The organism is Aquabacterium sp. CECT 9606 (assembly GCF_918741295.1).
Lineage (GTDB): Bacteria > Pseudomonadota > Gammaproteobacteria > Burkholderiales > Burkholderiaceae_C > Aquabacterium.
Genome location: NZ_CAKKNB010000002.1, coordinates 301,118 through 323,366 on the forward strand (window position 1 = coordinate 301,118; position 22,249 = coordinate 323,366).

Consider the following 22,249-nt stretch of genomic DNA (forward strand, 5'->3'; position numbering starts at 1 on the left):
CGAAATGGACGAGCGAGCACACCCACGTCTCGGCGGATGCCGTGACGCGTTGTTGGGTGTTGGGGTGTTGCCGGGAGGCGAACAGCTCAAGGCAGGGCGACGCCTGCTTGGGCCTTACCTATGGCTTGAAATGGTTGCGGATGCGCATGTCTGTTCCCTGATTTGATGGATGCCCGGGGTTGAAATCCGTGGCGCATCGTTTTGATGTGCGCCGATCGGAGCGGGCATGATTGGATTAAGGAGTCGGCGGAAAATAAGCCTTGGCCAGGGCCTGCAGGTGCTGCTCGTCGCAAGACTGTTTGGTGGTAATGGCCCACAAATCAAGAAAGCGATTCCGGGCAACCGTGGCCATGCTTTTAAACCCGGCATGTTTCAACGTCATGGCGATGGACGATTGCGTGAATCCACATCGGTGTGCCATGAACAAGTTGCCCTGCGCCATGGCGGGTCGGTGGCCATAAAGGATGTCGAGCGGAGAAATGGGGCCTGCCGGCGATTGGTAGGCGGGCTCCAATAATTTGTCTTGCGCCACCAGGGCGCAAACCGATTTCAGGTCGGGGCAGGTGATGACCGCGAAACCCTCTGGCTTGAGCACCCGCAGGAACTCGCCCAAGGCCACCGGCACCTCATGCGGGTAAAGGTGTTCGATGTTGTGACTTGAAAAAATCGCATTGACGCTTTCACTGGACACGGCCGACATGTCGGTCATGCTGCCCACCACATCGGGCTGCACCGCCGTGTCGATGTCCAGGCGAAGCTCCTTCCACTCCGATGTATTGAAGCCAGGGGTGGTTTGCGCAATGCGCTTTTGGCCGCAGCCAACATGCAGAAGCGTTTTCATGAATGGTGTGATGGGTTGAGCAAGGCGCGGTAGGCGCTCTCGCCGGCCTCAAAGCTGTACCGCGCTGCCATGTCTCGCTGAGCCTGCGCGCGCAGTGAGGCCAGGGCCTGGGGTGCCTCCAGCGCATCCACGATGGTGCGGGCCATCTCCACCGGGTCGAAGAAATCAACCAGCAAGCCGTTGTGGCCATGCTCGATGACCTCTTGAACCGGCGCGGTGCGTGAGCCAATCACCAAACAGCCGCTGGCCATGGCTTCCAGGCAGGACCAGGACAGCACGAAGGGGTAGGTGAGGTAAACGTGGGCCGCTGACACTTGCAACACTTGGCGGTAGGCGTTGTAAGGCACCTTGCCCAGAAAGTGCGTGCGGGTGGGGTCGAGCGGCATTTCGGCCAGCATCTTTTCGCGCCAGTTGGCGGCGTCTTTGGGGCGGCCGCCATAGCTGACATCGTCACCGCCAACGATGATGGTGTGGCAGTGGCGGTGGGCTTGCTGCACGCGCTGCAAAGCGCGCATGAAACTGTGGAAGCCTCGGTAAGGCTCGAGGTTGCGGGCGACGTAAGTGATCACCGGGTCCCCCGCCTTCACGGTATGGCCGTTGGGCAGGGTGAAGGTGGCGTGTGGGTCGGGGCCGAGCACTTGTGTGTCCACGCCCTCGTGCGCCAGGTGGATCTTGGGTTGAAAGATGCCCGGGTGCCGGCTGCGTTGCCACTGGGTGGGGCTGATGCCGGTGTCGCAATGCGTGAGGTTCAAGGCGTGCAGGGCATTCCAGGTGCGCATGCGCGTTTGCGCGTCGAAGCTCAAGGGGAACTCGGGGTCGAAGCCGGCATCGCCATCAGGCGTGCCGTAGTACCACTCGCAGAAGTGGATGAGCTTGGCGTTGGGGAATACGTCTTTGGCGTAAAGCGTTTCGCCCCAGCCTGGGTGGGCCATGATGACGTCGGGCACGAAGCCCTGTGCCTTGAGCTTGAGCAGCACGCGCGCCACCGCCTGGCCGTGCAGCACGGCGCCTTCCATCTGCTTGAGGTAAGGATGCTGGTCTTTGCCGGTGGCGCGGTGCAGGTCGTAGGGCAACCAGCGCACCTCGTCCATGCCGGGTGCCGTGCGGCGGCCCAGGCCCAGCACTTCCCAGCCGGGTTGCTGTGCCCAGGATTGGGCGATGCGGCGGAACTGGCCGGGGAAGTTTTGGTGGATGAAGAGGATGCGCATGGGTTCAACGCTCCCTCAAACTCTCACTCGCATACGTCTGCACAGGGCTCAGCAAATACTCAATCACCCTGCGCTGCCCCGTCTTGATTTCAGCCGTCACGTTCATCCCCGGGCTGAGCTTGATGGCCTTGCCATCCACATTGATGTGATTGCGGTGCAGCTTGACTGTGGCCGGAAACACCGCACCACCACCACTGCCTGCGGCTGAAGCACCCGCCCCATCACTCCCCGGCTCCCCCCGCGAAGGCTGAGGTGCCCTGACCACCGCATCCGCCGTGATCGAGCTGACCGTGGCCGGCACCGTGCCATACCGCGTGAACGGAAACGTCTCCAACTTGATCTCCACCGTCTGCCCCGCATTCACAAAGCCGATGTCCTTGTTCTCCAGCGTGACCTCGGCGGTCACGTCAGCCTGCTCGGGTACCACCACCATCAGCACCTGCGCGGGTGTGACCACCCCACCCGTGGTGTGCACCGCCAGCTGCTGCACCGTGCCCGTGGTGGGCGCGGTCAACCTGGTCAGCCGCTCGCGCTGCGTGGCCTTGCTGGCTTCTTGCACCAGTTGGCGCTGCTGCAAATCAGCTTTGGCATGGCGGTCATTGAGCTTGTTGATGGTGTCGGCCACCCAAGCCGTGCGGGCTTGTTCGGCCTGCTGCAGCGCCGCCTTGGTTTCTTCACGCCGGGCCCGGTAAGTGGCCAGGTCCTGCTCCATCTCAATGCGGGCGCGGGTGCGGTCCTGGCCGGCATGCTGGCTCACAAAGCCCTGCTTGGACAGCTCCGTGAAATCGTCCTCGCGCTTTTGCAGCAGGGGCAGCGTGGTGTGGAGCTTGGCGATCTGCTCGCGCACCGTGTCGATCTCGGCACGCTTAGCTAGGATGTCGGCCTGCAGCTTGGCGCGCTGCGCTTGCAAGTCTTGCCATTCGGCGTTGAGCTGGGCCTGCGCTTGCGCGCGCTGATCGCTGCTCAAGGCCTCGGCTTCCGCCTTGACTTCGGGCAGCTTGGGCGCTGATGTGCCCGACTTGGCCGTGAACGCCGCCAGCAAGGCCTGCGTGCGCCACGCCTCTGACAAGGCCCCGGCCCGCTCTTGCGTCACGCGGCTGCTATCGGCCTGGGCCATGGTGGGGTCCAGCTCGATCAAGACATCGCCGGCTTTCACCTTGTCGCCATCGTGCACGTGGATGGCTTTGACCACGCTGGCCTCCAGCGGCTGGATGAGTTTGGTGCCTTCACTGACCTCGATGCGGCCGGGCGCCACCGCCACGATGTCGACCTTGCCGAAGCAGGCCCATAGCAAGGCGATGCAGAACAGGCTGATGACCGCCCAGATGGCACGGCGCGGGGCCGGGTGGGGAGGTGCCTCCTGCAGACTCAGTGCCGCAGGCAGAAACGCGGTTTCATCGGCCAGGCGGGCGGGGCCGGCCATCTCGTGGCGGTGCTTCCAGACCTCGGCAAAGACGGCCTTGTAGCGGCCCAGCAGCTCGCGGGTGGGGTGCTTGGCAACTTCAGCGCTCATGCTTGACCTTCGGTGGGGTGGGTGCCTTGCTGCATGCTCCACAGGTAGGCGTACAGGCCCTTGGGCCGTTTGACCAGTTCGTCGTGCGTGCCGGCCTCCACAATGCGGCCACGCTCCATGGCGATGATCCGGTTGGCGTGCCGCACGGCGCTCAGGCGGTGGGCAATGATGATCACGGTGCGGCCGTTGCTGATCAGCGCCATGTTGCGCTGGATGATGGCCTCGCTCTCATAGTCCAGCGCGCTGGTGGCCTCGTCAAAGATCAACACGCGCGGGTTGGTGAACAGGGCCCGCGCAATGGCCACGCGCTGGCGCTGCCCGCCGCTCAGCGAGGCGCCTTGCTCGCCCACCACCGTGTCATAACCCTCAGGCAGCTCGCTGATGAAATCATGGGCCCCCGCCATGCGCGCCGCCTGGATGACAACCTCGATGGGCGCGGCCGGATCAGAGATGGCGATGTTCTCGCGCACGCTGCGGTTGAACAGAAAGTTGTCTTGCAGCACCACGCCGATCTGGCGGCGCAGTTGCGCGGCATCGACCAGGCTGATGTCGATGCCATCGATCAGCACGCGGCCTTGCTCGGGCACGTACAGGCGCTGCACCAGCTTGGTCAGCGTGCTCTTGCCGGATCCGCTGCGCCCGATGATGCCGATGATTTCACCGGGCTTCACATCTAGGCCCACGTTCTGCAACACGGGCGCGGCCTCAGGCCGGTAGCGGAAGGTGACCTGGTCCAGCGTGATGCGGCCCTTGATGGGTGGCAGTTGCGCGGCGGTGGTGGGCGGCACCTCGGTGCGGGTGTCCAGGATGTCGCCCAGGCGCTGCATGGAGATGCCGGTTTGCTGAAAATCGGTCCACATTTGCGCCATGCGCATGATGGGTTGCGAGACGCGGCCCGCGAACATGTTGAAGGCAACGAACTGGCCCACCGACAGCTCATGGTCCATCACCAGCTTGGCGCCATACCAAAGCGTGGCGGCGTTCACCAGCTTGCCGATCAGGTTGATGCCCTCGTGCGCCCAGGTGGCCAGGTTCTGCGTCTTGAAGCTGGCCGACACGTAGCCGGCCAATTGGTTGTCCCAGCGGCGGGCCATGGCGGGCTCCAGCGCATTGGCCTTGACGGTCTGGATGCCGGTGATGGTCTCGACCAGCAGCGATTGGTTCTCAGCCCCGCGGGCGAACTTCTCGTTCAGGCGGCCGCGCAGCACGGGCACGATGCTCAGGATCAAGGCCGAGTACAGCGGCAGGCTGATCAGCACGATCAGGGTCAGCGGCACGCTGTACAAAAACATCACGGCGATGAACAGGATGGAGAAAGCGACATCCAGCACCAGCGTCAAGGCCTGGCCGGTGAGGAAGCTGCGGATGTTTTCCAGCTCACGCACGCGCGCCACCGAGTCGCCCACGCGGCGAGCCTGGAAGTAAGCCAGGGGCAGGCGCAGCAGGTGCTTGAACAGGCGCGAGCCCAGTTCCACGTCGATGCGGCTGGTGGTATGGCTGAACACGTAAGAGCGCAAGCCGGTGAGCAGGCTTTCGAACAGCACCACCACCACCAGGCCCATGACCAGCACATCGAGCGTGCTCAAGCCCTTGTGCACCAGCACCTTGTCCATCACCACCTGGAAGAACAGGGGGCTGACCAGTGCGAACAGTTGCAGGAACAAGGAGACCGTGAGCACCTCGCCCAGCAGCTTGCGGTACTTGACCAGGCTGGGGATGAACCAGGTGAAGTCGAACTTGGCCAGATCACCCGCCAGGCTGGCGCGGCTGGTGGCCAACAGCAGCAGGCCCGCGCCACTGGGTGCCCATTGCTGCAAGAAGGTGTCGACGGGTTCGATGGTGGGGCGGCCACCGCCTTCAAGCGAGGGATCCTGGAACAGCACGCGTTGGCCATCGCATTGGGCCAGCAGCACCCAGCGCTCGGCACCATCGGCATCCACCAGCTTGGCCAAGGCGGGCAGAGGGGCCAGAGCCAGGCGGTCGGCTTGCGTGCGGCTGATCTTGGCTTTGAGGCCGATTTGCTTGGCCGCGCTCAGCAGTTCGTCGTCAGTGGCTTGCACGCTGGCGGTGAGGCCGCGTTCGTGCATCAAGGTGTCGGGATCGGCCGCGATGTGGTGCAGGCGGGCCAGCAGACACAATGCTTGCCAAGGTTGCTGAGGGCGCCCTGATGAAGAGTCGGACGACGAAACGTCTTCCGCCCTCTGAATGACGGAGGACTGCATGGCTGAAACCTACCCTGAGTTTTCTAATGTGAACGAGCCATTATGGAATTGGCTGCGTGACAAACGCCCCACCCTGATTGGTGGTCGGCGCTTACATTTGTGTAAGCAAATGTTGATCGTGAAAAAGCCGGACAGTGTCCGGCTTGATGAGATGCGAAAAACTGCCGGCTTACTGCGCGGCACCCACTGCCGGTGTCTTGGGCACGTTCACTGTATTTTGTTGCAGTGTCGCCAGGAATGGATCCACATAGCGGGTGCCATTCTTGGTGATGTCGGCCACGCCGCCCACGGCCGATGCATTGGTGCCATAGAAGCCGCCGTTGACCGAACCGGAGATGGTGCCACCGTCAATCGATGAGAACTTGCTCGCCGCCGTGGTGCTGAAGGTCGAACCGTTGATGGCGCCGCCCGTCACGGAATAGCCCACGGCGCCATTGGCGTCCGCGCCGTTGTTCCAGGTGCCGCTCCAGGAGCCTGCCCCGGCCAGGTTCACATCCATGGTCATGGGTGTAAAGGCGCCACCGTTGGTCAATGAGTAGCCGGTGTAAGTGCCCGAGAAGTTTCTGGCTTTCAGCTCGGCCATGTCGGCAGACGATGTGGGCCGGCCAATCACGCCCAGATGGGTGATGACTTGCGGCGCACGGTCTTCAGGTGAGCGCAGGTAGGAGAGGAATTTGTAAAAGCTGACCTGGTTGGCCTCTGCATCGACCGGGTCATCCGGATTTTCAATCAAGGTCAGAGAGGTCTGTCCGTTCTCGGTGGTGTTCGCGTAGACACCTTCTTGCAAGGTCAATTGCACCGAGTTTGGCGGGGGATAGACGCCGGTGATCGGGGTGATGTCCATCTGGAAGGAGTCGGGCCGCCATGACTCTTGGGTCGTGGGCGTGATCGTTGTGCCCGAAACGTTGATGGGATGCGGTCCGTCGATCAGGTCCGGCGTGTCTGGTTTGGTGATCAAAGTGTAGAAGGCACCAAACCCCAATAATTCCGGCAAGGGCGTGACGACAGGCGGCGTACCGCCACCGCCCGCGGCGGCTTGCGGCAAGGTGCGGTACAGATCCGGATTTGTTGGCAATTGAGCCAACGGCGGATTACCCGCCGCAGGCGGTTCAAATTCCGTCCACGGCCCCCAGCCATTGACCGAGTCCTGGGCAATGGTCACGTTGCCATACAGCTTGACGCTGTTCAGCTCGGCGTTGGTGGGGGCGGCCTGCGCCTGGCTTTGCACCACCAAGGTGGCCACGGCCAGGCTGAGTGCTTTGAGAGAGTGAGTCTTCATGATGGAACTTCCTTACTTCAGTAGCTGCGGCCCAACGTGATCTGCACCAAGTTGCGGTTGTATTCGTACAAGGCGAGATTGGCTTGGTTTTGAATGATGGTGAACGTGGCCGAGCCTTGCCACTTCTCCAGCCAGCCTGTTTTGTATTGGTGGTTGGCGCCGAACTCCAGCCGGTACTCGTCTTCGCGGCGCGCGATGCCGTAGAAGGGCTCCACGCCGATGTAGCCGCTGTGGCGCCAAGCAGCACGGGCGAACAAGTCGCCTCCTTCCCAGGCGTTCTGGCGGCCGCCAAAGAAGACTTCGTAGCCGTTGTTGCTGAAGCGGTCCAGTTGAGCCTCTTCGTCGAACATGCGGGCGCCAGCTTGCAGGGTCAGGCGGTTCTTGTTGAACAAGCCGCCATAGCTGAAGCCGCCTGAGCTGTAGTGGCTGTCACGACCCTGGTCATCGGGCCGCGCGAAGTTGCGGTAGGCCAGCTGGGCATCGGCCGTGAATTCATCGCCAGAGTTCAGGCGCCAAGTGGCCGAAGGGGACACCGACGTGTACAGGGCCAGCTTGCGGTCGCCCAGGGTCAGGCGGTCGGCCTGGAAGTTCAGGTTGCCGCGCCAGTTCTTGCCCATGATCAGGGCGGGGCCAGTGGCAGCGGTGAGCACGCCCAGGTTGTATTCGCTCAGGCGGCCGTAGCCCTTGTAGTAAACGCCCAGCTGGCTGTTCCAGCCGAAGCGGCCGGTTGATTCACCAGAGCGCACCGGCGTGGGTGACATCCAGCTGTGGTTCACGCCGGCCTGCAGGGCATAGCCGCCATCGGCGCGGGCGGTGGAGCCAGGGTTCAGCACCAGGCCGCCGGGCAGCACGGCGTTGTCAGGGCCGGCATTGACATTGCTGTCGTACACCGCGCCGACGGACAGGTTGTAGTCCAGCTTGTGGGGGCGGCCAAAGGTGGCGGCTTCGTCCAGTTCAAGCTGCTTGATGAAGGACAGCACCGACAGGCGCACGGCTTCTGGGGTGTTGGGATCGTCCAGCACCGCTTGCGCTTGTGCCTTGGCCTTGGCGAAGTTCAGGGTGCGGTAATAGGCCACCGCCACTTCAAGCCGGGCGCGGTTGAGCGTGGGGTTGGCGGCCAGGATGGTTTCCAGCGTTTCGATGGCGCTGTAAGGGCGGCCGGTTTCGCGCTGGTAAAGGCCTTCGCGGTATTGGTCTTCCACGGAAGGAGAGGCGGACTGCGCTTGCGCGTTGAACGAGCCAAGACAAGCCAGACCGGTTGCCACCGCAACCACACGCAAAGAACAAATACCACGCATCTGAGGAACTCCACACTTCTTTAAAACGGAACGAATGCCGATTGTGGAGTTCAGCCGCGGATGTGTCGACCCCTTGCCCGTACGCTTTCAATGGGGTAATGCCTAAGGAGCCCCGCATCCAGGGGGTGTTATGCAGCGCTGCGAAGCATTTCTTTTCGGAAACGGTTGAGCTCTTGCACGCTGGCAAAGCTGCGGCCCATGATCAGGCTCATGTTGTGCAGGATGCGGTCCACGACCTTGGTTTCCCACACGGCATCGAAGTTGATCTGGCGGTCCAGCCAGTGCTCCAGCCACTGTGGATCGGGCAGGCGCGATTGAATGGTGTCGCGCGGGAACAGCTTGGCGCTGACGTGCAGGTTGGTGGGATGCAGGGCTTGCGCGGTGCGGCGTGCGCTGGCCATGAGCACGCCCACCTTGGCGAAGGCAGCCTTGGCTTCATCACCGAACTTGTTGATAGCGCGTTTCATGTAGCGCAGATAAGCGCCGCCATGCCGGGCCTCGTCTTTGGCCAGGGTCTCGTAAATGGCTTTGATGACGGGTTCGGTGTGCCATTCGGCGGCGCGGCGGTACCAGTGGTTCAAGCGGATCTCGCCGCAGAAGTGCAGCATCAGCGTCTCCAGCGCGGGGGCCGGGTCGAAATCGAAACGGATTTCGTGCAGCTCTTCTTCGGTGGGCGCCAGATCGGGGCGGAAGCGGCGCAGGTATTCCATCAGCACCAGTGAATGCTTTTGCTCTTCAAAGAACCACACGCTCATGAACGCCGAAAAGTCGCTGTCGTCGCGGTTGTCACGCAAGAACATCTCGGTGGCGGGCAGGGCGGCCCACTCGGTGATGGCGTTCATCTTGATGGTCTGGGCCTGCTCGTCGGTCAACTGGCTGGCGTCGAACTGGTCCCAGGGGATGTCGGTGTCCATGTTCCAGCGGACGGATTCGAGTTGCTTGAAGAGTTCAGGGTAAAGCATGGCGATCTCCAAATACTGCGAACAGCCTACCCGACAATTTTGACAATGTGGCTGCAATGCAGCTGGCGGCATGGGTTTGTGGTGTGATGTGATCCCCCACTTCAAAAGGCCAAGCTCATGCGAACACCTCGTTTCTCTGGCTGGATGTTGGCCACCGCCTGCTTGGGCGTCGTGCCTGCATGGGGCTGGGCGGCTGAGACCGCACCCGCCGCAGCCGCTTCGCCCACCAGTTGCCCCGCTTTGTTGAACAAGACTTTCCCCCGTCTGCAGGACGAAAAGCCCCAGTCACTGTGCCAATACGCGGGCAAGGTGGTGCTGGTGGTGAACACGGCCAGCTATTGCGGTTTCACGCCGCAGTTCAAGGGCCTGGAGGCGCTGTACGCCAAGTACAAGGACCAAGGCCTGGTGGTGCTGGGCTTTCCCTCCAATGATTTTGGCAACCAGGATCCGGGCAATGCCAAGCAGATCGCCGATTTCTGCGAGAACACCTACGGCGTCAAGTTCCCGATGTTTGGCAAAAGCCACGTGCGGGGCGACGAGGTCAATCCCTTGCACGCCAGCCTGATCAAGATCACCGGCACCACACCCAAGTGGAACTTTTACAAGTACCTGATCGCCCGTGATGGCCGCACGGTGACGTCTTACAGCAGCCTCACCACCCCGGATGACCGTGATTTGGTGGCGGAGGTGGAAAAACGCCTCAGTGCAAAATAATTACCAATGAGTTACGATATGACTAATCAGTAATTTATTGGGGTCGTGCAGCGCCGGCCACAGGAGCGGAACCCATGAAACGCATTGCAGTGGTGGGGTCGGGGGTGGCAGGTCTGGGGGCAGCGGCACGCTTGAGCGCGGCGGCCGGTGATCGCCATGTCACGCTGTTCGAGGCGGCCCATTACTTTGGCGGCCATGCGCACACGGTGGACGTGACCTTGGCGGCGCCATCGGGCGAGCGTGTCACCCACGGGGTGGACACCGGCTTCCTGGTCATGAACGAGCGCACCTACCCGAAATTGCTGGGTTTGCTCGACACCTTGGGTGTGCCACGGGCCAAATCCGACATGTCGTTTTCGGTACAGGCTGGGGGCCTGGAGTGGTGTGGGTCGTCTTTGAACACCGTGTTCGCGCAGCGGCGCAACCTGGTGTCGCCGCCGTTCTGGCGCATGTTGGCCGACCTGATGCGCTTCAACAAACTGGCCACGCGCATGGCCGAACAAGGACTGGACCTTGAGCTGTCGCAGCCCATCGCCGACTTCTTGACCGAACACCGCTTTGGCAAGGAGTTTCGAGAAGGCTACCTGATGCCGATGATTGCCTGCATCTGGTCTTGCCCTGCGGACCAGATGCTGCGCTTTCCCATGGCCACTCTGATCCGCTTCTGCCATAACCATGGCCTGCTGCAAGTGACCAACCGGCCTCAGTGGTACACGGTGCAAGGCGGCTCGCGCAACTATGTTCGTCGCCTGGTAGAGCAACTGGACGATGCACGTTTGGCCACTCCCGTGCGCAGTCTGACCAGCCTGGGCGAAGGCGGTGCGGGTGGGGTGCTGGTGCACACCGACGCGGGTAGCGAGCGCTTTGACGAGGTGGTGCTGGCCTGCCACAGTGACCAGGCCCTTGCCCTGCTGGGCAGTGCTGCCACGGTTGACGAGCGCGAGCTGTTGGGCGCCATTGGCTACCACCGCAACCGCGCGGTCTTGCACACCGACACCAGCCTGTTGCCACGCAATCCGCGCGCTTGGGCGGCCTGGAACTACGAAGGGGCCGCCAGTGCTGATGCCGAGCGACAAGGGGTGTGCCTGCATTACCTGATCAATCGCTTGCAACCCTTGCCCTGGACAACGCCGGTGGTGGTGTCGCTCAATCCCTTGCGCGAGCCCAGGGCGGAGCAGGTGCTGGGCAGCTACGACTACGCGCACCCGGTGTTCGACCAGGCCGCGATCGAGGCGCAATTGCGCTTGCCGATCATCCAGGGTCAGCGTGGCGTGTGGTTTTGCGGCGCGTGGACGGGCTATGGCTTCCATGAAGATGGCCTGAAGGCCGGCCAGGGCGTGGCCGACCAGTTGCTGGCCCGCGATGAGCGCCATGCGCATACAACGCGCCAAAGCGCGGGCGTGATCACTGATCGGTTTTGGGCATGAGCGCAACACCCCGTCCGCTGATCGGCTTTGGGCAGGTGCGTCACACCCGGCTCAGGCCGGCGCGCAATGCCTTTGCCTACCCCAGTTATTTCTGGTTGCTGCCCATGCGGGCCTTGCGCCGGCAAGCCGCGGACGAGGTCAAGCGCAACCGCTTTGGCGGGTTGAGCTTTCACGATGCCGACCATGGCCTGGGTGGCGCCGATGCGCTCGCCTGGCTGGAGAACATGTTGCGTGAAGAGGGCATTGGCGGCCCGGACATCGACCAAGGCGAGGTGTGGTTGCAGACCTACCCGCGCGTGCTGGGCCACGTGTTCAAGCCCGTGAGCTTTTGGTATGTGCACCGCGTGGATGGCAGCCTGGCCGCCGTGGTGGCCGAGGTCAACAACACCTTTGGCGAGCGGCACTGCTACCTGCTGCATGGCCCGACCCTGGCCTGGGGCCACGAGATCACGGCCGACAAGGTGTTCCACGTTTCGCCATTTTGCGAAGTGGCCGGCACCTACCGCTTTCGATTCATGCGCACCGCCAAAGACCGCATCGTGGTGCGCATCGACCATGACGATCAGGAAGGTTGTCCGGTGCTGCAGACCAGTCTGAGCGGCCAATTGGTGCCGCTGACCCGTGCCAGTGCCCTCCGCGCCTTTTGGGGCTGGCCGCTGATGACGGTGGGCGTGGTGGCGCGCATCCATTGGCAGGCCTTGCGCGTATGGGTCAAGGGCGTGCCCTTGCGCACCAAACCAGCCCCCCCTGCCGAACTCGTCACCGGGCCGCATGGCCAGACCACACCATGAACCGATCGACCACTTTGCGCCAGACCAGCGCCACCTCCTTACCCCAAGATGCACCGGCCTCTGCCCGCATGGCCATGCGGCTGTTGGCGAAACTGCAGGTGGGCAGCCTGGACCTGCAAATGCCCGATGGCAGCACCGCCCACTTTGGCCAAGCGGCCGAGCAAGCGCCTCGCGCGGCCTTGCGCCTGCACAACTGGAAGGTGTGTGCCGCCGCCATGAAATCCGGCGACATCGGCTTTGCCGAAAGCTACATCGCCGGCGACTGGACCACGCCTGACCTGACCGCGCTGCTCAAGCTGCTCATCGCCAACCGCGACCACGTCGAAAGCGCGGTGTATGGCAGTTGGTGGGGCCGCTTGCTGTACCGCGTGCGCCACCTGTTGCGGCACAACTCCAAGGCCAACAGCCGCAAGAACATCCAGGCCCACTATGACCTGGGCAACGAGTTCTACCGCCTGTGGCTGGACCCCACCATGAGCTATTCCAGCGCCTGGTTCGAAGGCGACCATTCGCGGTCGATGCCCGAGGCCCAGCAGGCCAAGATCTTGCGGGCCTTGCGCGAAGCCGGTGTCACGGCCGATCAGCCCGGCCAGCGCGTGCTGGAGATCGGCTGCGGTTGGGGCGGCCTGGCCGAGGTGGCCGCGCGCGATTGCGGTGCCCACATCACCGGCGTGACCTTGTCATCCGAGCAACTGGCCTGGGCGCAAAAACGCATGCAGGACGCAGGCTTGTCGAGGCAGGCCGACCTGCGTTTGCAGGACTACCGCGACATCCAGGACGAACCCTTCGATGCCATCGTGTCCATCGAGATGTTCGAGGCCGTGGGCCACGAGTATTGGGCCAGTTACTTCGCCACCTTGAAGCGCTGCCTCAAGCCGGGTGGTCGCGCCTGCCTCCAAACCATCACCATCCGGGATGACCTGTTCGATCGCTATGTGAAGTCCACCGACTTCATTCAGCAGTACATCTTCCCCGGTGGCTTGCTGCCCAGCGACGCGGCCTTCAAGGCCGAGGCGCGCAAGGCCGGCCTGGAGGTGGTGAACGCGCTGGCCTTCGGGCCCGACTACGCCGAGACCCTGCGCCGCTGGCGGGCCGCCTTCATTCAGCATTTGAACAGTGTGCAACGCCTGGGGTTCGACCAACGCTTCCTGCACATCTGGGAGTTCTACCTGGCCTATTGCGAAGCCGCCTTCGACATGGGCAACACCAGCGTGGTGCAGTACACCCTGCGCCGGGTTTGAGCGCGCCATGAAGCTGCAAAGCCCTCCACACCATGCATCACGCCGACAAGCCTTGCGTGGTTTGGCCGTGGCCGGCTGGACGATGGCCCTGGGCGAGGGCGTGTTGGCGCAACCCAGCACCCGCCGCGATGCGCCCACCCCACCCGAGCTGGTGCAGAACCTGCCGCAAGCCCGGCTGCAAGGCAGCTCGCGTTTTCGTCATTACGGCTTCCATGTGTACGACGCCCAGCTTTGGGTTCCGCCCACGTTTGACGCGGCCAAGCTGTTCAGCCAACCCTTTGCCTTGAGCCTGATCTATGCGCGCAGCCTGAAGGCGCGTGACATCGCTGAACGCTCAGTGGAAGAGATGCGTCGCCAGGCCACGGTCAGCGACGCCGAAGCCCAGCGCTGGTCGCAAGCCATGACGGCGGCCTTTGCCGATGTGCGCAATGGCGACCGTTTGACCGGCCTCCACCAGGTCGAGGGCGGCGCGAGCTTCTTCTTCAATGGCCAGGCCACCCAGGCGATCAACGACAAGCGCTTCGCTGGCTTGTTCTTTGGGATCTGGTTGTCCAGCGCTACATCGGCGCCGGGCTTGCGGCGGGACTTGCTCGGTGCGTGACGCCGCCTTGCCCCATGTCGCGTCGGCCCGCTATGGCTTGCTCGGCCTGCCTTTGGCCTTCGTGGCCTTGCCGCTGTATGTGATGTTGCCGGCGCATTACGCGCAATTGGGTGTGCCTTTGGCGCTGCTGGGCCTGGTGCTGCTGGGCACCCGCTTGTTCGATGCCGTGATCGACCCGGTCCTTGGCCGGTGGGTGGATGCGCGCTGGTCACCACCCCGCGCCTTGAAAGCCGCAACCTGCGGAGCCTTGGTTTTGGGATCCGGCTTTGCGGCCTTGTTCTTTCCGGCTGTTCGAGGTAACACGGCCTTGCTGCTGTGGTGTGCCGCGGCCCTGATGGCCACCTTCACGGCTTTCAGCCTGGCCAGCGTGGTGCACCAGGCCTGGGGCAGCCGCCTGGGGGGCTCGGCCGTGCAACGTTCACGCCTGGTGGCTTGGCGCGAAGGGTTGGGCTTGGTGGGCGTGTTGCTGGCCAATGTGCTGGCCACGCAAGCCGGTCTGGTGGCCACCACGGCGGTCCTGTGGCTCAGCCTGGCCTTGGGCCTGTGGGCATTGAGCGCGGCCCCCGTGCCCCACCTGGTCGGCGCGCATGCCGCTTTACTGACGACCCATCAGTCGCTGGCCTTGCCGTGGCGCGGCAGCGAGTTCCGCCATTTGATGGCGCTCTTCATGGTCAATGGCATCGCCAGCGCGATTCCCGCCACGCTGGTGATTTTCTTCATCAATGACCGCGTGCAGGCGGCGGACTGGGCGCCCGTGTTCCTGGGGGCGTACTTCGTCATGGGCGCGGCCAGCGTGCCGATTTGGCTCAAGCTGATCAAGCGCCTGGGGCCCTCCAACGCCTGGGCGTGCGGCATGGGCCTGAACGTGCTCACCTTTGTGGGCGTGTTGGCCATTGGCGCGGGCGACCGCATGGCCTACCTGGCCGTTTGCCTGGCCAGTGGCCTGGCCTTGGGCGCTGACCTCACGGTGCCGGGCACCTTGCTCACGGGGGTCATCCAGCGGGCTGGCCATGCGGGCCAATCCGAAGGTGCTTACGCGGGCTGGTGGCAATTGGCCACCAAGCTCAACCTGGCCCTGGCCGCCGGCCTGGCCTTGCCCGCCCTGCAGTGGTGGGGCTATGGGCCAGGTGCACGTGATCCCCAGGCCTTGCAGGCTTTGAGCTGGGCTTATGGCGCCTTGCCTTGCCTGTTCAAGTTGTTGGCCCTGACCTTGTGGTGGCGCTTGTGGCGCCGTCAGAACCTGGAATGACGAAAGGAAACCACCATGCGCCTCACCTCACGATCATCCTGGCTGGCCCTGTTGTTGGCCCTGAGTCTGCTGGGCTGCGCCAGCGCGCCCACCCCGGCCGACTACGCCGACCAAAAGCCCCAACTGGATTTGCGCCAGTACTTCAATGGCCCGCTCACTGCGCACGGCATGTTCACCGACCGCGCCGGCCGCGTCGTCAAACGCTTCAAGGTTCAGATGGTGGGCCGCTGGAATGGCGACCAGGGCGTGCTCGAGGAAGACTTCTCGTACAGTGATGGCACCAAGCAGCGCCGTGTCTGGCGCATCACCAACCACGGTCAAGGCCGCTACACCGGCCAGGCCGATGATGTGGTGGGCACCGCCGAGGGCCACGCCGCGGGCAATGCCTTGCAGTGGCGGTACACCTTGCGCCTGCCCGTGGATGGCAAGACCTACGACGTCCAGTTCAACGACTGGATGATCCTGATGGACCAGCACACCATGCTCAACAAGGCCGCCATGAGCAAGTTCGGGCTGCACCTGGGTGACGTGACCTTGTCCTTCCACAAGCCTTGACGATGAAAGCCTGACATGGCCCTCAACCCACGCATCACCGTTTGGCAAGGCCGCACCGTTTGGCTCATCGGGGCCTCGACCGGCATTGGCCGGGCCACGGCCGCGCTGCTGCACGCCAAGGGTGCCCAGGTGATTGTGTCAGCGCGCCATGTGCCGGCCCTGCAGGCCTTTGTGGCCGCGCACCCCGGGAGTGACTTTGAAGCGCTGGATGTGTCCGACTCGGCTGCCGTGTACGCAGTGGCGGCGCGCATTCGCGAACGGTCGCCATCGGGGCGTCTGGACATGGTGGTGTATTGCGCGGGCCACTACCAACCCATGCGGGCGCAAACCTTTGACCTGGGTGAGGCCCTGCGTCACCAGCAGATCAACTACGTGGGGGCCTTGCATGTGCTGGCCGCCACCCTGCCTTGGCTCACAGAGCAAGGCACCGGCCACCTCAGCCTGGTCGGCAGCGTGGCGGGCTTTCGGGGCTTGCCCAAGGCCATGGCCTATGGGCCGACCAAGGCCGCGCTCAACAACCTGGCCGAGTGCCTGTACCTGGACCTGCACCCCATGGGCATAGGCGTGTCGGTGGTCAACCCAGGCTTTGTGCAAACGCCCCTGACCGCGGGCAACGATTTCGACATGCCGGCCTTGTTGACGCCCGAGCAAGCCGCCCATGAGATTGTGTCGGGCTGGCACGCTGGGCGTTTCGAGATCCACTTTCCTTGGCGCTTCACACTGTGGCTCAAGCTGTTGCGGCACTTGCCACATGCCTGGTACTTCCCGGCGGTCAGCCGCATCACTGGCGGCTGATAGGTCTGGACATGGCCAAAAAAAAGCCCCGCCGATGGGGCGGGGCGTTTCAATCCATGAAATGAACTGGAACTGTGGAAGCTTGTCCTTGATGTGGTTGGGCATGTGATGCGTTCCTCACGTCACCGCCATGTGATCAAGCCCCGTTATCGACTCCCCCTCTCCACTTCAAACGTGACGACAGCTTGTTGTGTGCTCGCTAATGTAGAAGCGGCCATGGGCCCCCCATATCCCTCTGTCGGGGGTGCTGTGTGGCGGCTGGGGCCGAGGTGCTTGAGTGCCCCCGTGTTTGAGGGGGTTCGCTAGGCGCTTGTCGTGCAATTAGCCACACGAGGGCCGCTGACGCGGCTCACGGGCCCTCAAGTCGGGGGGTGTTCCTGTCGAAGGAAACGTCATCATGCGCTTGCGCTTGCCTGCTGTGTCCCCATCTGAGAGACAAGCCCATGAATCTGGAGTGCAGTCCATGCAAATGCTTTACAACTCCGACAACTACGCGGTCGTTCAGATCGAGTTGGCTGCGGATGAAGTCCCGGTTCCCCCTTCGGTCGTCAGCACCCTCACGCGTGGTGGCTACGAGATCGTGGACAAGTTCGCCCGCAAGGAACTGTTCATCGAGGGCGCCTTGGCCGAAAGCTTCAAGGTCGGGGTCGATGCCCTGATTGAAACCTCGCCCAGCGTCGAAGAGTTTGACGCCTACCTGGAAGGCTTCACGGGCCTGGCACAGCAGCCAGTCGTGATGCATTAGGCAGAACAGCCTCACAAGCATTCAAGTCCTCGCCGCCACCGCCGAAATGTAACCAGACTGTCCCTGTAATCTGGTTTCTCGTGGCTGCGGAGGGCTGATGCCTCAAGACCTGTTGGTCGTCCGCCATAACGGCGTTGCAATGACCGCAGCGTGGTTCTTGGCGGTTTACGCCATTTACGTCATGACCCTGGTTGTACGCCGTGTGCGGGCTTCGGCCCGTGACGTGGCCATCGGCTGGTGGCTTGGCGGCGCGGTGACCGTGGGCACCGGCATCTGGGCTCAAAGCTTCATCAGCATGCTCAGCCGCCAGTTGCCGATCCAGGTGGGTTACCTGCCGGCCGTCGTGATGGCCGCCTGGCTGCCTGCGGTGCTGATCTGTGCCGTGCTCATCTGGTCAGTCGGCCGCGTTCAGCAGCCAGTCCACAAGCGGGTCATGGCGGGCTTTCTGGCGGCCTTGGGCTTTGGCTTCCTGACCTACCTGAACGTCTCTGCGATGGTGTTGCAGCCCGAGGTGGCCTGGGACCCGCGGTGGTTGCTGGCCGCTTTCGCCGTCATCCTGGTGGGCAATGTTCTGGCCTCGGTCATGCTTCGGCGCGAGTTGTTGCGCCAAGCCAGTTTCATCAGCCAGGCCAGCGTAGCCCTGGTGCTGGGCAGCGCGGTGCACCTGGCGCAATTGCTGATGCTGGAATCGGCCGAGGTTCAGGCGGGCACGGTGTGCCTGAGCGTGCAGCAATTGTCAGGCACCTACCTGGACTGGCTGGTCACCTTGATTGGCGCCATCTTGCTGATGGGGGTGCAGTTGTGCACGATCCTCGACACGCGTTTGAGGCACCATCACGCGCGATTGGAGAGCTCGCTTCAGCAGGCGCAGACCGAATTGGAGGTGGCCGCCCAACGCGACGTCCTGACTGGCCTGCTCAACCGCCAAGGCTTTGAGCAGCATCTCCGCGAGGTCATCCGCGCACTGGACGAATCGGGCGAGGCGCCTGCGGGGTGCCTGGCCGTGATGCGCATCAACCTGGATGGCTTTCGGGCGTTGGTGAACACTTATGGCCACGCCTTGGGCGACAAGCTGCTGCATCGGGTGGCCCAGCGCCTGCTGGTGTTAATTCGAAACACCGATGCGCCCGCGCGTGGTGATGGCGAAGAGTTCCTGCTGCTGTTGCCCAGCATGCCTGACCAGCACGCGGTGGCCCAACTGGCCCACCGCATCGGCCTGGCCGTGAGCGAGCCTTGCGTGATCAATGGCGAGGACCTCACCATCACCTGCTCCGTGGGCATTGCCTTGTACCCCGACAGCGTCACGGCCGAGCAACTGATCGGCCATGCCAACGAGGCCATGCTGGCCGCCAGCAAAGCCGGTGGTGGCGTGTACTGCCTGCACGAGCCGGGCATGGACATCAGCGGCGCCAAGCAGGTCGAGATGCAGCGGGACTTGCGCTATGCCATCCAGCGCAGCGAGCTGGCCCTGCATTTCCAGCCCAAGCTGGACGCGGCGCGCGGCGGCCTGGTGGGTGTGGAAGCCCTGCTGCGCTGGACGCACCCGCAACGGGGTCCCGTCAGCCCGGCCGAGTTCATCCCCGTGGCCGAGCGCTTTGGTCTGATCGGCGAGTTGGGCCAGTGGGTGCTGAACGAGGCCTGCCGGCACATGCGGCTGTGGCTCGATGCCGGGCTGGAGATCCCGGTGGCCGTGAACATGTCGGCGCACCAACTGCGTGAACACGACCTGGAAGACCGCATCCGCGAAACCCTGGCGCGCCATGCCCTGCCTGCCGACATGCTGATCCTGGAGATCACCGAGTCGGTGGCCATGGACGACATCGAGGCCTCTTTGAAAGTCTTCGACATGCTGGACCGCATTGGGGTGAAGCTGTCGATCGACGATTTTGGCACCGGCTATTCCAGCCTCAGCTATCTGCGCCGCCTGCCCGCGCGCCAGCTCAAGATCGACCGCAGCTTTGTGCGCGACCTGGACCACAGCGCCGATGCGCAGGCCATTGTTGAAGCCGTGGTGCGCCTGTCGCACGCCCTGGGCATGACGGTGGTGGCCGAAGGCGTGGAGACCGAGGGGCAGCGCCAGGTGCTGGCCAAGCTGGCCTGCGACGAATTGCAAGGCTTCTTGTTTGCCAGGCCCATGGCCGATTCCGATCTGCGGACCTGGATGGTTGCGCGGACGGTGCCCATGGCACCCATCCACCTGCTACCTGCTTGATGAAGGTTTTGAATGCGCCGAATTGACCGCTGGATCGCCCGCGCCAAAGCTCTGTGGGCCAGTCCTGCCGTGGTGCCCCTGGCCCTGCCGCCCGCGCCCGTCAACCTGAGGGACCTGAGCCACCACGATCCGCTGACGGGGCTGGCCAACCGCCTTCTGTTTGAAGACCGGCTGGATGGTGCAGCACGTCGGGCCGAGGCGTCCAACCGCCGCCTGGGCGTGCTGTTTATCGACCTGGACGGCTTCAAGGCGGTCAACGAGTCGTATGGCCACAAGGCGGGCGACGAGTTGCTGCGCGAGGTGGGGCGCCGCGTGGCATTGCAGGCACGCCAGTCCGACACCGTGGCGCGCCTGGGCAGCGACCAGTTCCTGATGCTGCTGGACAGCCACCCCGATGCCTCGGCGGCGGCCGTGGTGGCCGCGCGCCTGCGTGCCAGCCTGGCCGAAGTCATCCAGGTCGAGGGCCGTGAGCTGCGCTTGTCGTGCTCGGTGGGCATCGTGCTGTACCCCGAGCACGGTCCGCGCGCCAAGCTCATTGCCCACGCCGACGCGGCCATGTCCGTGGCCAAGCAGGCCGGCGGCGGCATGCACGTGTTCTTCGAGCCGCACATGGCCGTCAACAGCGAGGCGCAGATTGATTTGCAACGCGACCTGCGCCACGCCCTGGACCTGGGCGGCGAGGGCTTGTCGCTGGACTACCAGCCCAAGGTGGACACCAAGAGCGGCCGCCTGACCGGCGTGGAGGCCTTGCTGCGTTGGCGGCATCCGCAACAGGGCCCGGTGGAGCCCAACGTTTTCATCCCGGTGGCCGAGCGCTTCGGCTTGATCGGTGCCCTGGGCCAATGGGTGATCGACGAAGCCTGTCGGCAGCAACGCGCTTGGCAGGACGAAGGCCTGGACCTCCGCGTGGCCATCAACCTGTCGGTGCACCAGGTGCGCCAGGCCGACCTGGTCGAGCGCATTGAGCACGCGCTGAAGGCGCAGCGCATCCAGGCCGACCGGCTGATGTTCGAGGTCTCGGAGATCGCCGCCATGGCCGATCCGCAGGCCTGTGTGCGCCTGTTCGAGCAGTTCATGCGCCTGGGCGTGCAGGTGTCGATCGACGACTTCGGCATGGGCAACGCCAACCTCAGCCAACTGCGCAAGCTGCCGGCCTGCCAGCTCAAGATCGACCGCAGTTTTGTGCAAAGCCTGGAGCACGATGTAGACGCCCAGGCCATCGTGGATGCCGCCGTGCGCCTGTCGCACGCCTTGGGGCTGAACGTGGTGGCCGAAGGCGTGGAGACCGCACACCAGCAGGACATCCTGCTGCGCTTTGGCTGCGATGAGCTGCAGGGCTATTTGTTCGCGCGGCCCATGTCGCCGGTGCAGATGGCCTTGTGGGCGCGCAGCAGCGAAGCGGTGCCCCGGCCCGCGCCGCCGATGCGCCTGGAGCGGCCGGATTGACGGCAGATTGGCCACTTTGCAGCGGCGGCTTGACGGGGTTCCTACAATAGGGACATGAGCGCCATCCTCACCCCCTCCAAAACCACCTTGCCGGTGGAACGCCGCCCCTACACCCGTGGGGCCCAGTTGCCCGAGATCATGCGCCAGCGCATCGCCATCCTGGATGGCGCCATGGGCACCATGATCCAGCGCTACAAACTGACCGAGGCCGACTACCGGGGCACGCGTTTCCTGGATCACCACAAGGACCTCAAGGGCAACAACGAGCTCTTGCAGTTGACCAAGCCCGAGGTGATCAGCGAGATCCACGAGCAGTACCTGGCCGCCGGCGCCGACCTGATCGAGACCAACACCTTTGGCGCCACCACCGTGGCCCAGGACGACTACGACCTGCCCGAACTGGCGCGCGAGATGAACATCGAAGGCGCCCGCCTGGCGCGCCTGGCCTGCGACAAGTACAGCACGCCCGACAAGCCGCGCTTCGTGGCTGGTGCCATCGGCCCCACGCCCAAGACCGCCAGCATCAGCCCGGACGTGAACGACCCGGCCGCGCGCAATGTGAGCTTCGACACCCTGCGCCAGGCCTATTACGAGCAGGCCGAAGCCTTGCTTGAAGGCGGTTGCGATGTCTTTTTGGTGGAAACCATTTTCGACACGCTCAACGCCAAGGCCGCGATTTTCGCGCTGGATGAGCTGTTTGAAAACACCGGCGAGCGCCTGCCCATCATCATCTCGGGCACGGTGACCGACGCCTCGGGCCGCATCCTGTCTGGCCAGACCGTGAGCGCCTTCTGGCATTCGGTGCGGCATGCGCACCCGCTGGCCATCGGACTGAACTGCGCTTTGGGTGCGGCGCTGATGCGCCCCTACATTGAAGAATTGACGAAGATTGCGGGGGACACCTTTGTCAGCTGCTACCCCAACGCCGGCTTGCCCAACCCGATGAGTGACACGGGGTTTGACGAAACGCCGGAGATCACGGGGGGGCTGCTGGAGGACTTTGCCAAGGCGGGGTTCCTGAACATCGCGGGGGGGTGTTGTGGCACCACGCCAGCGCACATCGCGGCGATTGCCAAGCGGGTGGGGCAGTACAAACCCAGGTGCCTGCATGAAGGTGCGACGGGTTTCTTGACTGGGCTCAAGACCTGAC

The 22,249-nt window shown here is 63.7% G+C and carries 19 protein-coding genes; 12 read left to right on the forward strand and 7 right to left on the reverse strand.

Translation table 11 applies throughout. The features are described from left to right. Positions 1-235: 235 nt before the first annotated feature. The 7 genes from LQ232_RS09135 to LQ232_RS09165 form a co-directional block, all read right to left on the reverse strand. Entirely contained in the window at positions 236-841 is a 606-nt protein-coding gene (locus LQ232_RS09135; protein WP_230180007.1) for a methyltransferase domain-containing protein, read from the reverse strand. Beyond that, on the reverse strand, positions 838-2,049 hold the full coding sequence (locus LQ232_RS09140; protein WP_230180008.1) for a glycosyltransferase family 4 protein: 1,212 nt from the start codon (positions 2,047-2,049) through the stop codon (positions 838-840). Before LQ232_RS09140 ends, LQ232_RS09135 begins: the two co-directional genes overlap by 4 nt. A gap of 4 nt (positions 2,050-2,053) precedes the next feature. Continuing rightward, positions 2,054-3,562, reverse strand: a complete 1,509-nt coding sequence (locus tag LQ232_RS09145; protein ID WP_230180009.1) for an HlyD family type I secretion periplasmic adaptor subunit — start codon at positions 3,560-3,562, stop codon at positions 2,054-2,056. After that, positions 3,559-5,784 (reverse strand): type I secretion system permease/ATPase, encoded by a 2,226-nt coding sequence (locus tag LQ232_RS09150; protein ID WP_230180010.1) that lies wholly within the window; start codon positions 5,782-5,784, stop codon positions 3,559-3,561. Before LQ232_RS09150 ends, LQ232_RS09145 begins: the two co-directional genes overlap by 4 nt. A gap of 169 nt (positions 5,785-5,953) precedes the next feature. After that, positions 5,954-7,063 (reverse strand): transferrin-binding protein-like solute binding protein, encoded by a 1,110-nt coding sequence (locus LQ232_RS09155; protein WP_230180011.1) that lies wholly within the window; start codon positions 7,061-7,063, stop codon positions 5,954-5,956. A gap of 17 nt (positions 7,064-7,080) precedes the next feature. Next, complete coding sequence (locus tag LQ232_RS09160; protein ID WP_230180012.1) at positions 7,081-8,328, reverse strand: hypothetical protein; 1,248 nt, start codon at positions 8,326-8,328, stop codon at positions 7,081-7,083. 161 nt (positions 8,329-8,489) lie between these two features. Beyond that, positions 8,490-9,323, reverse strand: a complete 834-nt coding sequence (locus LQ232_RS09165) for a ferritin-like domain-containing protein (RefSeq protein WP_230180013.1) — start codon at positions 9,321-9,323, stop codon at positions 8,490-8,492. A gap of 117 nt (positions 9,324-9,440) precedes the next feature. Between LQ232_RS09165 and LQ232_RS09170 the strand changes: the two genes are divergently transcribed. The 12 genes from LQ232_RS09170 to LQ232_RS09225 all read left to right on the forward strand — a co-directional run bounded on the left by LQ232_RS09170 (position 9,441) and on the right by LQ232_RS09225 (position 22,248). Next, entirely contained in the window at positions 9,441-10,037 is a 597-nt protein-coding gene (locus tag LQ232_RS09170) for a glutathione peroxidase (RefSeq protein ID WP_371820160.1), read from the forward strand. 74 nt (positions 10,038-10,111) lie between these two features. Further along, positions 10,112-11,464 carry an NAD(P)/FAD-dependent oxidoreductase gene (locus LQ232_RS09175; protein WP_230180014.1) on the forward strand — a complete coding sequence of 451 codons (1,353 nt, stop codon included), beginning with the start codon at positions 10,112-10,114 and terminating at the stop codon, positions 11,462-11,464. Further along, positions 11,461-12,255: a DUF1365 domain-containing protein gene (locus LQ232_RS09180; protein WP_230180015.1), complete on the forward strand. Its 795-nt coding sequence runs from the start codon at positions 11,461-11,463 to the stop codon at positions 12,253-12,255. The genes LQ232_RS09175 and LQ232_RS09180 overlap by 4 nt, the downstream gene beginning before the upstream one ends. Beyond that, complete coding sequence (locus tag LQ232_RS09185) at positions 12,252-13,496, forward strand: cyclopropane-fatty-acyl-phospholipid synthase family protein (protein WP_230180016.1); 1,245 nt, start codon at positions 12,252-12,254, stop codon at positions 13,494-13,496. The genes LQ232_RS09180 and LQ232_RS09185 overlap by 4 nt, the downstream gene beginning before the upstream one ends. Positions 13,497-13,503: 7 nt before the next feature. After that, positions 13,504-14,097 carry a chalcone isomerase family protein gene (locus LQ232_RS09190; protein WP_230180017.1) on the forward strand — a complete coding sequence of 198 codons (594 nt, stop codon included), beginning with the start codon at positions 13,504-13,506 and terminating at the stop codon, positions 14,095-14,097. Then, entirely contained in the window at positions 14,090-15,346 is a 1,257-nt protein-coding gene (locus LQ232_RS09195) for an MFS transporter (RefSeq protein ID WP_230180018.1), read from the forward strand. Before LQ232_RS09190 ends, LQ232_RS09195 begins: the two co-directional genes overlap by 8 nt. Positions 15,347-15,361: 15 nt before the next feature. Further along, positions 15,362-15,901 carry a DUF3833 domain-containing protein gene (locus tag LQ232_RS09200; RefSeq protein ID WP_230180019.1) on the forward strand — a complete coding sequence of 180 codons (540 nt, stop codon included), beginning with the start codon at positions 15,362-15,364 and terminating at the stop codon, positions 15,899-15,901. Positions 15,902-15,916: 15 nt separating this feature from the next. Continuing rightward, the gene (locus tag LQ232_RS09205) at positions 15,917-16,696 is read left to right on the forward strand and encodes an SDR family oxidoreductase (RefSeq protein ID WP_230180020.1); all 780 of its coding nucleotides are present in this window, start codon (positions 15,917-15,919) and stop codon (positions 16,694-16,696) included. A 463-nt stretch (positions 16,697-17,159) separates the two neighbouring features. Further along, positions 17,160-17,441: a DUF3567 domain-containing protein gene (locus LQ232_RS09210; protein ID WP_230180021.1), complete on the forward strand. Its 282-nt coding sequence runs from the start codon at positions 17,160-17,162 to the stop codon at positions 17,439-17,441. Between the two features lie 97 nt (positions 17,442-17,538). Next, complete coding sequence (locus LQ232_RS09215) at positions 17,539-19,653, forward strand: bifunctional diguanylate cyclase/phosphodiesterase (RefSeq protein ID WP_230180022.1); 2,115 nt, start codon at positions 17,539-17,541, stop codon at positions 19,651-19,653. A 12-nt stretch (positions 19,654-19,665) separates the two neighbouring features. Next, positions 19,666-21,099, forward strand: a complete 1,434-nt coding sequence (locus LQ232_RS09220) for a bifunctional diguanylate cyclase/phosphodiesterase (RefSeq protein WP_230180023.1) — start codon at positions 19,666-19,668, stop codon at positions 21,097-21,099. A gap of 63 nt (positions 21,100-21,162) precedes the next feature. Then, complete coding sequence (locus tag LQ232_RS09225) at positions 21,163-22,248, forward strand: homocysteine S-methyltransferase family protein (RefSeq protein ID WP_371820221.1); 1,086 nt, start codon at positions 21,163-21,165, stop codon at positions 22,246-22,248. Position 22,249 lies beyond the last annotated feature (1 nt).